At 51.2% G+C, this 15,961-nt stretch carries 14 protein-coding genes; 12 read left to right on the top strand and 2 right to left on the bottom strand.

The window, feature by feature from the left end:
• The first annotated feature begins 60 nt into the window (after positions 1-60).
• Together FU672_RS06055 and guaD are read left to right on the top strand one after the other, a co-directional pair.
• The gene (locus FU672_RS06055) at positions 61-1,557 is read left to right on the top strand and encodes an NCS1 family nucleobase:cation symporter-1 (RefSeq protein WP_148242540.1); all 1,497 of its coding nucleotides are present in this window, start codon (positions 61-63) and stop codon (positions 1,555-1,557) included.
• A 99-nt stretch (positions 1,558-1,656) separates the two neighbouring features.
• Positions 1,657-2,976, top strand: a complete 1,320-nt coding sequence (gene guaD / locus FU672_RS06060; RefSeq protein WP_148242541.1) for a guanine deaminase — start codon at positions 1,657-1,659, stop codon at positions 2,974-2,976.
• On the opposite strand, the gene uraH is transcribed toward guaD, so the two are convergent.
• Positions 2,956-3,279 (bottom strand): hydroxyisourate hydrolase, encoded by a 324-nt coding sequence (uraH, locus tag FU672_RS06065; RefSeq protein ID WP_148242542.1) that lies wholly within the window; start codon positions 3,277-3,279, stop codon positions 2,956-2,958. The two genes, guaD and uraH, sit on opposite strands and share 21 nt — an antisense overlap.
• Entirely contained in the window at positions 3,276-3,776 is a 501-nt protein-coding gene (uraD, locus tag FU672_RS06070) for a 2-oxo-4-hydroxy-4-carboxy-5-ureidoimidazoline decarboxylase (protein WP_148242543.1), read from the bottom strand. The genes uraH and uraD overlap by 4 nt, the downstream gene beginning before the upstream one ends.
• A 239-nt stretch (positions 3,777-4,015) precedes the next feature.
• Between uraD and hpxO the strand changes: the two genes are divergently transcribed.
• The 10 genes from hpxO (at position 4,016) to FU672_RS06120 (ending at position 15,927) form a co-directional block, all read left to right on the top strand.
• Positions 4,016-5,170, top strand: a complete 1,155-nt coding sequence (gene hpxO, locus FU672_RS06075; RefSeq protein ID WP_148242544.1) for an FAD-dependent urate hydroxylase HpxO — start codon at positions 4,016-4,018, stop codon at positions 5,168-5,170.
• Positions 5,171-5,187: 17 nt separating this feature from the next.
• The gene (gene hpxD, locus FU672_RS06080; RefSeq protein ID WP_148242545.1) at positions 5,188-6,222 is read left to right on the top strand and encodes a molybdenum cofactor-independent xanthine hydroxylase subunit HpxD; all 1,035 of its coding nucleotides are present in this window, start codon (positions 5,188-5,190) and stop codon (positions 6,220-6,222) included.
• An 11-nt stretch (positions 6,223-6,233) separates the two neighbouring features.
• Complete coding sequence (locus FU672_RS06085) at positions 6,234-7,169, top strand: PDR/VanB family oxidoreductase (protein ID WP_148242546.1); 936 nt, start codon at positions 6,234-6,236, stop codon at positions 7,167-7,169.
• Positions 7,170-7,633: 464 nt separating this feature from the next.
• Positions 7,634-8,680 (top strand): UDP-N-acetylglucosamine--undecaprenyl-phosphate N-acetylglucosaminephosphotransferase, encoded by a 1,047-nt coding sequence (gene wecA, locus FU672_RS06090; protein ID WP_148242547.1) that lies wholly within the window; start codon positions 7,634-7,636, stop codon positions 8,678-8,680.
• 86 nt (positions 8,681-8,766) lie between these two features.
• Entirely contained in the window at positions 8,767-9,897 is a 1,131-nt protein-coding gene (locus tag FU672_RS06095) for a polysaccharide export protein (RefSeq protein ID WP_148242548.1), read from the top strand.
• Between the two features lie 2 nt (positions 9,898-9,899).
• Positions 9,900-10,352, top strand: coding sequence for an arsenate reductase/protein-tyrosine-phosphatase family protein (locus FU672_RS06100; protein WP_316043720.1), 453 nt, complete (start codon positions 9,900-9,902; stop codon positions 10,350-10,352).
• Between the two features lies 1 nt (position 10,353).
• Positions 10,354-12,495: a polysaccharide biosynthesis tyrosine autokinase gene (locus tag FU672_RS06105; protein ID WP_148242550.1), complete on the top strand. Its 2,142-nt coding sequence runs from the start codon at positions 10,354-10,356 to the stop codon at positions 12,493-12,495.
• 53 nt (positions 12,496-12,548) lie between these two features.
• Entirely contained in the window at positions 12,549-13,571 is a 1,023-nt protein-coding gene (locus FU672_RS06110) for an EpsG family protein (protein ID WP_148242551.1), read from the top strand.
• 134 nt (positions 13,572-13,705) lie between these two features.
• Entirely contained in the window at positions 13,706-14,950 is a 1,245-nt protein-coding gene (locus FU672_RS06115) for a hypothetical protein (RefSeq protein ID WP_148242552.1), read from the top strand.
• Between the two features lie 59 nt (positions 14,951-15,009).
• Entirely contained in the window at positions 15,010-15,927 is a 918-nt protein-coding gene (locus FU672_RS06120; protein ID WP_148242553.1) for a polysaccharide pyruvyl transferase family protein, read from the top strand.
• The last annotated feature ends 34 nt before the right edge of the window (positions 15,928-15,961 follow it).

A 15,961-nucleotide genomic window follows, 5' to 3' on the forward strand; every position in this document is an offset into this window, starting at 1 on the left:
GATCCTGCAACACCGTCTGCACTCCCACTCAACGGGTTTTCATTCACAGGAGCAGGTTTCATGCCAAACAGTCAAAACGCGCAGCAGGGTACGGCCGCTGATTCCGGTGCGGTTTACAGCCCACGTCTTTGCAATGAGGATCTGGCACCGACGCGTGACCAGAACTGGAGCTGGTACAACATCTTTTCGTTCTGGATGTCGGACGTTCACAGCATGGGGGGTTATGTTGTCGCCGCGAGCTTCTTTACGCTCGGGCTGGCAAGCTGGCAGGTGCTGCTTTGCCTGCTGGTGGGGATTTGCATTGTGCAGCTGTGCGCCAACCTGGTGGCCAAACCGAGCCAGATGGCGGGCGTGCCCTATGCGGTGATCAGCCGTCAGGCATTTGGCGTCTTCGGGGCCAATATTCCGGCGGTGATCCGCGGGCTGATTGCCTTCGCGTGGTACGGCATTCAGACCTATCTGGCCGCCAACGCCCTGATGCTGGTGGCGCTGAAGTTCTGGCCGTCGCTCTCTTCGCTCACTACCGGCGCATTCCTGGGCCTGTCGCATCTGGGCTGGATCTGCTTTGCCATCATGTGGGTATTGCAGGCGATGGTCTTCTGGCACGGCATGAGCGCCATCAAGCGCTTTATTGATATCGCCGGTCCGGCGGTCTACGTGGTGATGCTGGCCCTCGCAGGCTGGATTGTATACAAAACCGGTTTTGACGGCATTTCCTTCACCCTCGCCAGCAAATCCCTGAGCGCGGGCGAGCAGACCTGGCAGATGATCACCGCGACCGCACTGGTGGTGTCTTACTTCTCCGGCCCGCTGCTCAACTTTGGCGACTTCTCCCGCTACGGTAAAAGCATGGGCGAGATCCGCCGCGGCAACCGCTGGGGCCTGCCGTTTAACTTCCTGCTGTTCTCCATCGTCACCGTGGTGATTGTCTCCGGCACCCAGTCGCTGTTTGGCCGCATGATCACCGACCCGATCGAAACCGTCAGCCGCGTGGGCAACGATCTGGCCGTGGCGATTGGCCTGCTGACGATGATCACCGCCACCATCGGGATCAACATCGTCGCGAACTTCGTCTCCCCGGCGTTTGATTTCTCTAACTGCTCGCCGCAGAAAATCAGCTTCCGCACCGGGGGAATGATTGCCGCCGTCGGCTCGATCCTGCTCACCCCGTGGAACCTGTTCAACTCGCCGGAGCTTATCCACTACACCCTGGACGTGCTCGGGGCGTTTATCGGCCCGCTGTTCGGCATTCTGATTGCCGACTTCTACCTGATTAAACGCGGCAAGGTGTCGGTAGACGACCTATTCGATGACACGCCAAAGGGCAAATACTGGTACCGCAACGGCTTTAACCCGAAAGCCATTGGCGCGCTGATCCCGTCCGTTGCCGTGGGCCTGGTGATTAGCTTTATCCCGGCCCTGCATGAGGTGGCGAACTTCAGCTGGTTCATCGGGGTCTTCCTCGGCGGCGTCACCTACCGCTGGCTGGCGCGGGAAGATCACGAGACGGCGGGCGCAACGTCGTTCAGCTCCCGCGTGGCAACGCAAAAAGAGTAACCCTCTCCCTCCGGCCGCAGGGTATCTGCGGCCCGTTCATTCTGGCACCGTTCTTGCTGCGCCTTATCACCCCGCTACGCAAACACTAAGGCAGGAACCATGATGGATTACCAGACAGCGATCCGCGGTGCATTTTTTGATATTGCCCAGGTCTGCGACAGCGCAGACGAGATTGCCCGGCACGCGCGCTACCTTGAGGACGGCCTGCTGTTTATACAGAGCGGGAAAATTCTGGCGCAGATGCCGTGGCAGGAGGGCGAGCAGTATCTTGACCCTCATAAAGGCTACACCGACCTGCGCGGCAGGCTGCTGCTGCCCGGTTTTGTCGACACCCACGTCCATTATCCGCAAACGGAGATGATCGGCGCCTTTGGCGAACAGCTGCTTGAGTGGCTAACCACCTACACCTTCCCGGTGGAGAGCCAGTTTGCCGATGAAGCCTACGCGAAAGAGATCGCTGAATTTTTCATTCACCAGCTGGTGAGCAACGGCACCACCACCGCGCTGGTATTTTGCACGCTGCATCCGGAATCGGTCGAGGCGCTGTTTACCGAAGCCCTGCGCCTGAACATGCGCCTTATCGCCGGAAAGGTGATGATGGACAGGCACACGCCGGACTACCTGAGCGAAGATGCGAAGCAGAGCTACCGGCAGACGCGGGCGCTGATCCAGCGCTGGCATCATCGGGGGCGTCTGGGCTACGCCATTACGCCGCGCTTTGCCCCGACCTCATCTCCCGAGCTGCTGGCCGCGGTCAGCCTGCTCAGAGAGGAGTTCCCGGATACCTGGATGCAGACCCATCTGAGCGAAAACCCCAACGAAGTGGCCTGGGTAAGCGACCTCTGGCCGGAGCATGAGCGCTATCTGGACGTGTATCACCACTACGGCCTCACCGGCGAGCGCAGCGTGTTTGCCCACGCGATTCATCTTCACCACAGCGAGTGGCAGTGCCTGCATGACACCGGTTCGGCGGTGGCGTTTTGCCCCACCTCTAACCTGTTTCTCGGCAGCGGGCTGTTTCGCCTGCCCGCCTGCTGGCAACACAAGGTGCGGATGGGCATCGGCACCGACGTTGGCGCGGGCACCACCTTCAGCATGCTGCGCACACTGGGGGAGGCCTACAAGGTCGGCCAGCTTCAGAGCTACCGCCTGCGCGCCAGCGAAGCGTTTTATCACGCCACGCTGGGCGGCGCGCACGCCCTCAGGCTGGACGATAAAATTGGCAACTTCACGCCCGGCAAAGAGGCGGATTTCGTGGTTATCGACCCTGACGTGACGCCGCTGCAGCGCCTGCGCAATCGCCGCTGTCAGGATATCTACGAGCAGCTTTTTGTGCTGATGACCCTGGGCGACGAGCGCAACATCAGCGAGACCTGGGTCAACGGCGAGCGAGTGTGGTCAACTGCCCCTGTAGGTTGACCACCCGCCAGGCGCAATCACAAACGGCAGATGGAAATGCTCGTCAGCCGTTTCTCCCACGACAAAATCAATTTGCGCGCAGGGATAGAGCGTATTCCTGCCGGTTTCGCTAAACCACGCGCCGATCTCCGCCACCAGCCGATAGCGGCCTGCGGGCAGAGAGGGAACGAACGCGGCGATACGCCCCTGCGCGTTGGTCACGCCCGTGGCCAGCGTGCTCCCGTCCTGCTGCAGATGAACCGTCACGCCCTGCGCCGGTTTGCCCGTCGAAATATCAAGAATATGGGTGCTGAGTGTGCTCATTCGCCAATGACTCCTTCCAGCCGTAGCAGCGTAATTTCCCGCAGCTGTTCCAGCGCGGCCAGCACTTCCTGCGCGTCGCTGTTCTCCAGCCGCGCGTGCAGCGCCTGTAAAATGTCCTCGCCGCTGCGGCCCTTCGCGCGGATAAGAAAGACCCGTCCGAAGCGGGCTTCGTAGCGAGCATTCCCCTCGCGCAATGCCTGCGCAAGTGCGGCATCGCGGTCATTCACCGCGCCCTGTTCCTGACGCGACAACGCAGCCTCCGCCTGAGAGCCCGTTGGCTTCTCCCCGATACGCGGATGGGCGCTCAGGGCTTGCGTTAATGCCGCTTCATCCCAGTTTTGCGTCAGCGTTTTTGCCGTAGTGAACAATTCATCCCGGCTGGCGTATGGCCGCCCGCGAACCAGCATATCGGCCCAGCCGGGGATCGCCACACAGGGGTGGAGCAGCGCGAGAGCGTCCTGGTGGGGAAGATGGTTGAAGTCGTGCAGTGCGATCATAGTGTCTCCTTTATTGTCTTCCTCCAGGTTATTGCACAAACCACGCCACTCTGAGCGCAGACGTGAAACAGTCGATTCCGTATAGCTCGACTGGAAATTTTTGATTCAAAAAAAGGCACGCTCACCGTGTTTGCGCACCTTAGCAGTGCAAACTTACCTCTCACAATGCCGTTTTCACCACTCTGCAGCCTGGTACGCAAATTGCTGAATGTCTTTACACCCTGCAAAAGGAGAGAAGCATGAGAGCAATCGTCATTGGCGCGGGTATTGGCGGCCTGAGCGCCGCCGTCGCGCTGAAGAAAGCGGGCATCGACTGTACCGTGTTTGAAGCCGTAAAAGAGATCAGGCCCGTCGGGGCGGCCATCTCCATTTGGCCTAACGGCGTGAAATGCATGCAGCACCTCGGCATGGGCGACATCATCGAGACCTACGGCGGGCCGATGCGTTTTATGGCCTACAAGGATTACCGGCGCGGCGAGATCCTGACCCGCTTTAGCCTTGCCCCGCTGGTCGAGCGTACCGGAGGGCGTCCCTGCCCCGTCTCGCGCGCTGAACTCCAGCGCGAAATGCTGGACTTCTGGGGGCGCGACAAGGTGCAGTTTGGCAAGCGCGTGGAACATGTTCATGAAGACGACGCAGGCGTGAGCGTGACCTTCACCGACGGCACCACGGCAGCCGGCGATTTTCTGATTGCCGCCGACGGCAGCCACTCGGCGGTTCGTCCTCACGTGCTGGGCTACACCCCGGAGCGCCGCTACGCCGGGTACGTAAACTGGAACGGGCTGGTGAAGATTGACGAAGAGATTGCCCCGGCTCATCAGTGGACCACCTTCGTTGGCGAAGGCAAACGCGTGTCGCTGATGCCCGTCTCCGGCGGACGGTTTTACTTCTTTTTTGACGTACCGCTGCCCGCGGGCCTGGCGGAGGATCGCGCCACCCTGCGCGCCGATCTCACGGGCTACTTCCGCGGCTGGGCGCCGCAGGTGCAGAAGCTTATCGCGGCGCTGGATCCTGAAACGACGAACCGCATTGAAATCCACGACATTGAGCCGTTTGACAGCCTGGTGCGCGGCAACGTCGCGCTGCTCGGCGATGCCGCGCACAGCACCACGCCAGATATCGGCCAGGGCGGCTGTGCGGCAATGGAAGACGCCGTCGTGCTGGGGGAATGCCTGCGTGAAAACCACAGCATTACGCTGGCACTGCGGCAGTACGAAGCGCTGCGCTGCGACCGGGTGCGCGACCTGGTGCTGAAGGCGCGTAAACGCTGCGACGTCACCCACGGGAAAGACATGGCGTTGACGCAGGCCTGGTATCAGGAGCTCAAAGAGGAGACCGGAGAGCGCATCATCAACGGTCTGTGCGAGACCATTCAGGGCGGCCCGTTAGGCTGAGCGTAAGAGGGACAACGATGAAAAGAGAACCGACTCCACCCGCCCACTGCACGTTTGAGCCAGAGGACTGGCTGCGTCTGGCGAGATGCTGGCATCCGGTCGCGCGCGCCTGCGACGTCGGCCCGGCACCGGTCAAAGCGACCCTGCTGGATGAACAGCTGGTGATTTACCGGATCCACGACCAGGTCGTGGTCGCCAGGGACGTGTGTCCACACCGCGGCGTGCCGCTGACGCTGGGCTTTCACGATGAGCACGGGATTATCTGCCCTTACCACGGCTTACGCTTCGGAGAGGACGGGCGCTGCAACCGTATTCCGTCCAGCCCCGACCAGCCCGTTCCGGCGAAGCTGAACCTGATTAACTACGCCGTGGAGGAACGCTTCGGCCTGATCTGGACCTGCCTGGCGTTTGACCCGGACAATCCTGTGCCGCTGCCCACCATGCCGCACTGGGATGACGACGGATTTCAGCAGATCAACTGCCCGGCATTTGAGGTCAATGGCTTCGCCGGGAGACAGGTGGAGGGGTTTCTGGACGTGGCGCACTTTGCGTGGATCCACACCGATACCTTTGCCGATCCCAATAATCAGCTTGTGCCCGCCTATCAACCGCAGGAGACGCCGTTCGGCTTCGTGGCGGATTACTGGAGCTCCGTGAGCAACTATCCCGCCAGTTCGGACGTGCAGGCGCCGGAAGGGTTCCAGTGGCTGCGCCATTTTGAAATGCATCTGCCGTTTACCGCCACCCTGACGATTCATTTTCCGGGAGAATCGAGACTGGTCATCATGAATGCCGCGTCGCCCGTGTCATCGCGCGTGACCCGCATGTTCGCCCCTATCGCTCGTAATGTTGACCTGCATATTCCGGTGGAGGATGTGCATGCCTTTAACCTGCGCATCTTCGAAGAAGACCGCCTGATGGTGGAAACCCAGCGCCCGGAAAGTCTGCCGCTGGATCTGACGCTGGAAGCCCATATTCCCGCCGATAAAAGCTCAATCGCCTACCGTCGGGGACTGAAAAAAATGGGCTTTGGCGAATTTTTCCTGGTATGACGGAGGCCGATATGCTGAGCGTGATTGTTGACGGGCTGTGGCGCGAGGGCGACAAAAGCCTCGCCGTCAGGCTGGTGGCTGAAGACGGCGAAGCGCTGCCGGCGTGGCAGCCCGGCGCGCACATTGATGTCCACCTGCCCTGCGGGCTTGTCCGTCAGTATTCTCTGACCGGGGCCTGTGAGGACGAGAGCTATCTTATCTGCGTGGGCCGTGAAGCCGCCTCGCGCGGCGGGTCGCGCTATGTCCACGAGACGCTGCGGCCCGGGCAGAGGCTGACGATCTCTGCCCCGCGCAATCTGTTTCAGCTTCGTCAGGCAGAGCGGGTTTTGCTGCTGGCGGCGGGCATTGGCATTACGCCGCTGTATGCGATGGCCCTGCAGCTGAAGGCGGCCGGAACGCCGTTTACGCTGCATTATTACGTCAAACGCCGGGAAAGCGCGGCGTTTACGCGCGAACTCTCGCAGTGCGGTAAGTGCATCATTCATACCACCAGCCCGCGTTCAACGCTGGCAGAGCATCTCCCGGCGGCTGAGGCGGGGCTTCACGCCTGGGTCTGCGGTCCGGCAGGGTTTATGGAAAAAGTGCGTGAAGTCGCCACGGCGAAGGGATGGGAGGACGCCCATCTTCACAGCGAGGCGTTTCAACCCGCAACCCCTGTCACAAGCGGCGAAGCGGGCGAGATCTTTACGGTCAAACTGGCCTCCACAGGCGAGCGCTGGCCGGTGCCTGCAGATAAGACCATCGCCCAGGTATTACAGGAAAACGGCGTGGACGTGCCGTTGTCCTGTGAAATGGGGATCTGCGGCGCGTGCCTGACGCCGGTGATTGACGGCGTGGTGGATCACCGGGATAGCGTGCAGTCGGAGGCGGAAAAAGGCGCGCCGGACCAGCAGGTGGCGCTGTGCTGTTCGCGGAGCCATTCCGGTGAACTGGTGATCGGGCTGTAAAACGAACAAACCCTGCGATATTGCTCTCGCAGGGTTTTCAAATTTGGCGCAAGTATTGATCTCTATTGACTTAGCTCTACAAATGTCTGCTCGCTTATCCTCTCTTTATTTCTTCTTTCCCCCCCTTATCAAAATTCGACATAACCACCTTTATTATTGAAGCAAACCATTAGCACGACGGTAACAAAAAAAGAATTACGGCCAACAATGACGTCAATTATCAAAATAGAACGAATCACTTTTGAATAACACCTGCCTATACGGCCATTTATGATGGCTTATCGTGTTTTAAATATTTCCAGCAAGGCAAATATACTATACCGGTTAATTTCCGCGCCTGACGTTATCGCGACGGGAACAATGAAATTCGGGAAGTATAAATGAAATGATTTATTTGAATGGCACAGGGCATGTTTCCTGTTCACCATGGGCGGTAGCGTGGGGCGAAGGTTACAGGAGCCGTCATGACTGAAGCTATCATCATGTTTTGTATAGCAATGACAACCTTAATCATTGCTCGCCCTTTAGCCAGAAAATACAGTCTGGTGGATAAGCCCGGTGGTCGAAAACAGCACAAAGGTGAGATACCTTTAATAGGCGGTATTTCAGTGTATTGCAGTATAGTCATATTTCATGTGCTGCATCTCAATATTGCCCCATTTGTCGACGCAAATTTCATAGCATACATTGTCGGTATATCAATATTACTGGCAGTTGGCATTGCAGATGATTATTACGATCTCCCGGTCATACCACGAATACTGGCGCAGGCGTTAGCTGCACTTGTTATTATCCTCGATGATGTCTATCTCAATACGTTTGGGTTCGTCCTCGGCGAGTATGAACTTCTGCTGGGATCGGCCGGATACCTGATAACCCTTTTTGCCGGATGGGCGGCCATCAACGCGTTCAATATGATTGATGGTATTGACGGGCTGTTGGGCTCTGTTTCCGCCGTAATATTTGCAGCACTAATGGTCACTTTCCTGTCTGCAGGTGCAGAGCAGCCTGCTTTCTGGTGTTTACTGATGATAATGGCCCTGCTTCCTTACCTGATCAGCAATCTTGGTGTAGTGGGCGCAAAGGTCTTTATGGGTGATGCCGGAAGTATGGTTATTGGTTTCACCATGCTTTGGCTGATTCTGAATGCCAGCCAGGGCAGTAAAGCCATTATGGCGCCGGTCACCGCACTCTGGATTATCGCCCTGCCGCTGATGGATATGGTCGCCGTTATGATCCGTCGTCTGCGCCGCAGGCAAAGCCCGTTTCATGCCGACCGGGATCACCTGCACCATATTTTATTACGTTGCGGTTTATCCAGTCGCCAGACTGTCTTTGTGATGGTACTGCTCACCGCCGCGCTGGCAGGAATGGGGATGACGCTGGTAAAAGTGGGCGTCACAGAAAGTTTGTCCATGGCTCTGTATCTTGCCGTTTTTGGTATTTACGTGTTGATGAATAACGCATTGCAGCAACGGAATCCCGACCCGAAAATCCACGCGGCCCGATAAAAATCTGCAGCCATGCGTCCTCATGCTTTGTTAGTGAAAGCGCGCCAGCCGCACTTTCACCTCCTTTGATGAATCGAGTTTTCACTATGATAACCGTTAAGTTTGGGGCGATAGCCCTGTCTGCTGTTCTGCTCAGCGGATGCACCCTCACGCCCGGCAGTAACCTGTCGACATCAGGCAAAACCATTATTAATGCGAATGACGCCAGCGCAGATATTAGCGATAAAGTGAACGTCTACCGCGTCACACCCAAATTGATTGAATCGCTGAAACCTGCGCCGGTTGTCGCTCGCCCAAACACCGATCTGGCCGACGAGATCCGCCGCTACGAATATCGTATTGGCGTCGGCGACGTCTTAATGGTCACCGTCTGGGACCACCCTGAGCTCACCACCCCTGCCGGGCAATATCGTAGCGCCTCTGACACCGGGAACTGGGTTAAGTCCGACGGGTCCATCTTTTACCCCTACGCAGGCAAGATTAAAGTTGCAGGCCGAACGCTGGCTCAGGTCCGCAACGAGTTAACCAGAAAACTGGCAACAGTTATCGAGTCGCCACAGGTAGACGTCAGCGTTGCCGCCTTCCGTTCGCAAAAAGCCTACATCACCGGTGAGGTGACCCGTTCCGGTCAGCAAGCTATCACCAATATTCCGCTGACCATCATCGACGCCATTAATCAGGCGGGTGGTCTGGCCGAAGGTGCCGACTGGAATAACGCGGTGCTTACGCACAACGGTAAAGATGAGCAAATCTCACTTCAGGCGCTGATGAAGAATGGCGATCTGCAGCAAAACCGTCTGCTTTATAACGGCGACATTCTTTTCGTCCCCCGCAACGACGACCTGAAAGTGTTCGTCATGGGCGAAGTGAAAAAGCAAACCACCCTGAAGATGGACCGTAGCGGCATGACGTTGACAGAGGCGCTGGGCAATGCCGAAGGTATCGACCAGATGAGTGCCGATGCAACCGGCATTTTTGTCATTCGCTCAACCGGCGGAAAAGATGCCAGTGGCAAGCTGGCCAACGTCTATCAGCTTAATATTTCCGACGCTACCGCTCTGGTGATGGGTACAGAGTTCAGGCTCCAGCCTTATGACGTGGTGTATGTCACCACGGCGCCGGTCACCCGCTGGAACCGCGTATTAAGCCAGTTGGTCCCTACCATTTCCGGTATCAACGATATGACCAATACCGCCCGAATGATTAAGCAATGGTAACCATGTTTAACTCAATTTTAGTTGTTTGCATTGGCAATATTTGTCGTTCCCCCACCGGGGAGCGGTTATTGCGCCGGGCTCTTCCGGATAAGAAAATTGATTCCGCCGGATTAGGTGCACTGGTGGGAAAAGAAGCCGATGCCACCGCAACGGAAGTCGCTACAGCGCACGGCGTATCGCTTGACGGGCACCGTGGGCAGGCGTTCACATCTGAACTTGCCAGGCAGTACGACCTGATTCTGGTAATGGAAAAATCCCATCTCGAGCGGATTAAAAGAAGCTATCCAGAAGTAAGCGGGAAAGCCATGCTTTTCGGTCACTGGCAGGATCAGCTTGAAATTGCCGATCCCTATAAAAAAAGCCGTGAAATGTTTGAACTGGTTTATAAGCAACTGGCTCAGAGCGCTGCGCGCTGGGAACTGGCGTTGAATAAGAACAGAAAAGAGATTCGATAACGTGTCTGACTCATACCACATTTCAAAGAACGCCAGCGAAAAAGAGAAGCTACTGAGCCTGGCAGACGTCATCGGCATTCTGCGCGATGGCAAATGGAGAATTATCGCCATTACGTCAATTTTCACACTGGCAAGTGTGGCCTATGTCTTTACGGCGACACCGATTTACCAGGCCACAGCATTGGTTCAGGTTGAAAAAGACGCCGGCAAAAGTATTTTCAGCCAGCTATCGGATGCTATTCCGGGTGGCAAGCAGGAGTCGCAGCCGCAAATTGGCCTGTTGCAATCACGAATGGTCCTGGGTCAGACGGTGGATGATTTACATCTCGACACCGCCGTAGAGGAAAAGCACTTCCCGATCATCGGCAAGGCTATTGCCAACCTACTGGGGAAACAGGACAGCAGTGTTAAAGTGGAAAATCTGACCGTCCCTGAGGACTTTTTAGATATCCCCTTGCGGCTTACCGTGACTGCTGCAAACACCTATCAAATCGAGATTGACGGCACGGCGTACACCGGTAAAACCGGAGAGCATTTTTCTCAAAATGGCATCAGCTTTGTTATCCGTGAGATTAATGCCGACGAAGGAACGGACTTTACGCTGACTAAGCTCGATAAGCTGACAGCGGTGAATCAGCTTCTGAATAGCTTCACTGCTAAAGATATGAGTAACGACAGCGGCATGCTGCAACTGGCCTATCGGGGTGAAGATAAAAAGAAAACGGCAGAGATTTTAAGGAGCATCAGCAACAACTACCTGAAACAGAACGTCGAGCGCAAATCAGAAGAAGCGTCCAAAAGTCTGGAATTTCTTAAAGAGCAGCTACCGCTGGTTCTGAATAACCTGAATAAATCCGAAAATCTCCTCCATCAGTTCCGCCAGAAAAACGACTCTGTCGATTTATCGCTGGAGGCCAAATCCGTTCTGGAAACGGCAGTGGGCCTTGAGGCACAAATTAACGAACTGATTTTTAAAGAAGCCGAAATCTCAAAGCTCTATACCCGCGATCACCCGGCCTATCGAACCCTCCTGGAACAAAAAGCGGTGCTGACTGAGGAGCGCGATAAGCTCAATGCGCGTATTAGCGCCATGCCGAAAACGCAGCAGGAAGTCCTAAGCCTGACGCGTGATGTTCAGGCAGGTCAGGAAGTATATATGCAGCTTCTGAGCAAACAGCAGGAGCTGAACATCAACAAAGCCAGCGCCATTGGCAGCGTGCGAATTATCGACCACGCCGTTACAGAGAAAAAACCCGTCGCGCCCGTTAAACCGTTGATTACTCTGATAAGCTTTATGTTTGGTCTGTTTACCTCTGTCACTTATTGTATTTTCCGCAAGCTCTTGCACACAGGGATTGAAAACAGCGAGCAAATTGAAAACTTAGGGGTGAATGTGTACGCCACCATCCCGGTATCAAAATGGCTGAGTAATAAAAATCAGACCATTACCAGAAGTAAACGAAAGCAGATGCGCTCCGTACATTTGCTTGCCCGGGATAATCCTTCAGACTTAGCCGTTGAGGCGATGCGCAGCCTGAGAACCAGCCTGCACTTTGCGATGATGCAGGCCAGAAACAACATTTTGCTTATCTCCGGGGCGACGCCAGAAGCCGGTAAAACGTTTGTCAGCTGCAACCTTGCAACAGTGATTGCGCAATCCGGCAAGCGGGTGCTGCTTATTGATGCCGATTTGCGTAAGGGCCAGATGCACCACGTCCTGGGAAGCGAGATCAAGCATGGTGTCTCTGAAATTCTGCATCGCACGAGCGAATATGAAAAGGTTATTCAGAAAACAGAGATTGAAAATCTTAATTTCATTTCCCGAGGCCATATTCCTCCGAATCCATCGGAGCTGCTAATGACCGAGGCCTTCTCGAACCTGATGGAGTGGGCACAGCATAATTATGACCTCGTGATTGTTGATACCCCTCCAGTATTAGCCGTGAGCGATGCCTGCGTTGCCGCAAAATATGCCGGTACCGTTATGCTTGTTGCTCGCTTCCAGAAAAACTCGATAAAAGAAGTTGAAGTTTCCGTGAAACGCTTTGTACAGAATGATATTACCGTCAACGGCGTTATCCTGAACGGCGTGGAAAAAACAGCAAGTAATGCCTATGAGTATAATGCCTACTCGTATAGCTAATCAGATATCTCTGTTATATACCGCTCATAGCAATACAAGACCTGGATAACGCAATGACCATTTATTTTGTAATAATACTCACGGCGGGTATTTTAGGGTATATCTACGAAAAAATAGATAAAGACGCTCGAGCGGTAATGAACGCCCTCTTCACGCTTTACTTTACGTTAATCATTGGATTGAGAGATAAAGTGGGCGTCGACTGGTATAATTATGTCAGAATGTATAACAGGTTCAATTCCGATCCGTGGCGTTACGATACGCATGAACTTCTGTATAAACTGGTCAACATACTCGGTTTTCAGTCAGATATTGGGTTCGGCTTCGTCATATTCGTCACGTCCGCTATTTTTATCATGGCTATCATCAAAGGAGCAGAAACGGCAGAAATAAACCCTTATTATTTCTTCGCCTTAAGTGGTGCTTATATTTTTGTCATGGCGGGAGTGAACTATATTCGCCAGGGTGTGGCACTGGCCGTTATGGTCATCGCATTTGCACATCTTCTTAATGGCGATAAGATAAAATTCTTTATCTACACACTACTGGCCGGTTTATTTCATACATCGGCAATGCTGCTTATTTTATTTATTGCCATCGATTTAAATATCATTTTTATTTTTTTGGGGTTAGTATCACTGATAGCAGCTATAATATATCTGCCAATGGACAGATATCAACATTATATAACATCTAATATGGAAAGCGCCGGAGTTTATTTACGCATTGGATATCTTTTTATTCCAGGGGTATATTTACTTTTCAACCCCCACAAATGGAAATATAATCCACCACTAACAAAAAGAATACACTTGACATGTATCCTCTCCCCATTAGCCATGATATTATTATCATTCATTAGCAGCACAATAGCTGACAGAGTGTCATATTACTTTATTGTTCTATCGACATTAATTACAATAAAAACCGTCTCATCCAGTAAAAAAAACTTAGATTTAATCATGTCTGCCATTATTTTTTCTTTCTCAATGCTGACATTATTTTTGTGGGTTACATATAGTAAATATACTCATCATTACTTTTACGAGAGCCACATTATAGAATGGTTAAAATAATAGCTTACACATGGGAGCATAAATAACACAAAACCAGTACCATTGAAAACAGACTTTTGGTACTAAGACTTAATCCATTACAATCCACATCCTCCAAAGGCAATATAAATGATTTTAATACACCTGTCATAATCATGAAAACTTTCATAAATTCAATAATTGCCAACAAAAAAAACACCCAAAGTTTAAGTAAATATATAGACCAATTTTCATTTTCATTGTTAAATATCGGAGTGGTATTATTCGCTTCAAGATTTTTAAGTAACGAACAGGCTTCCAGGTACATTGTCTTTAACTCGTATTCCGCTCTTTCATTAATCGTAACATCAGCTTTTATTGTTGGCCCATTTTGGATATTCGGCGCAGATAAATCGACTCAAGCAAGTTATTACAAATTCTCGCTAAAATCATTGTTAGTAATATCTACTTTTTTCTCATTAATATTGTCAGTGGTTTTCTATCTTAACGAAAGAGACTGGGTCTATAGCGGACTTTTATTGGTAGCCTCAGTGAGTTCCTCATCATACGATTTTTTACGCAAAAGTTTATATATAAGTCAAAATGAAAAAAAATCAGCAATAATGTCGCTATCGTTATTAATAACCACTTCCTTGTCATATTTTTTATTGCACTACTACCACTTTAATGATGCCAGGATATATCTATTAACGTTAGCATCATGCACAGCCACAATAGCAATATTTATAGGTATCTATAACAGAAAACATTTTAAAGCAATGTCTGGCATGACTAACGTAAAAAGAAAAATATATGAATACTGGGACATAGGAAAATGGTCTACTGCATCCATGATTTGCTTTTGGAGCATAACGCAGGGTAGTTTCATTTTTCTTGAGAAATGTATTAACGATGAACAACTTGTGTTTTCACGTCTTGCGCTAAGCCTTTCTGGAATTATAGCAATATATTATACATCTATTGAAAATAAAATAATGCCAGAGCTCAGAGGGCTTATCTTAGAAAGTAAAACTGATGCTTTACAAACGGCAAAGAAGAAATATTATAAAAATGGAATTATAGTATCAATATTATTTTCAATTTCAATATTGACTTTTTATTCGCAGATATTTGGTATAAACCATTACCACTTAAGTATATTATTTTTAATGTGTTTTTATCAGTCGATAACGGGAATTTTTAGATTCGACGCTTATGTCCTTAAAGCAAGGAAATTCCACAAAGTAATTTTCTTTAGCAACTTTATATCAGCAGGTATAATTTATATCCCAATTTTTTATACAATCACCCGATATCAACTTACTGACACTGAATATTTGCTACCTATAATCATATTGTTAAACGGGCTGCTTTGCTCACTACTCTACCGTTTATTTTCAACCTCCAGAAAAGGCTTATAATTTTGTTTATTAACACACATTCATCGAAGATAGGGATTCTTGACACAAGTATTTGCTCAATGAATGTTGGTGATTTCATCATCATGGATTCAGCTTACAAGCAAATTTGCAAAACGTTTCCGCATACTCAAAAGGTACATTTCCCTACCCACGAGAGAATAACCAGAGTGGGCATTAAAAGGCAAAGACAAATATCTTTGAATTTTCTTTGCGGAACGAATTGCCTAAATTCTTCAATGCTATTTCACCGGCAGTGGAATATTGGCATGCTGAACACATTATTTATGAAAGATACTGTAACGCTTGGAGTCGGTTGGGCCAACTATCAAAATAACCCAGATATTTATACATCTTTACTTCTTCGAAATATTCTTAGCAAAAAGCATATACACTCGGTAAGAGACTCTTATACGGAGAAATTATTAAGGAGTACAGGGGTACAGAATATACTGAACACCGGTTGTCCAACCATGTGGGATCTTGATAACGATCATTGCACTCAAATCCCCTCCAGAAAATCGAAAAATGTCATTTTCACCTTAACTGATTACAGGAAAGATTCTATCAAGGATTCTATCTTCATCAGAGCACTAAAAAAATCATATGAAGATATATATTTTTGGGTTCAGGGAGCCAACGACTATTCTTACCTTCAGTCTCTTGGTAATCTAATTCAGGATATTAAAATCATTCCTGCAAACCTTTCGGATTTTGATGCAGCATTGTCAAACACGCACTCAGTAGATTATGCAGGAACGAGACTCCATGCGGGGATACGCGCAATGCAAAAATTTAAACGCAGCATAATTTTGTCAGTTGATAATAGAGCGGAAGAAAAAAAGAAAGACTTCAATCTACCTGTAATTTCAAGAGATTTATCCCTGGAGGAGTACATACATATTTTTAATGGTAATATGACCACAAATATCAGCCTTCCATTGAATAATATACAAAACTGGAAAAATCAGTTTTTCTAAAACTTCCTGCCTGCATCGATTAATAACAATAATT

The organism is Enterobacter asburiae, from assembly GCF_008080435.1.
Taxonomy (GTDB): domain Bacteria; phylum Pseudomonadota; class Gammaproteobacteria; order Enterobacterales; family Enterobacteriaceae; genus Enterobacter; species Enterobacter asburiae_C.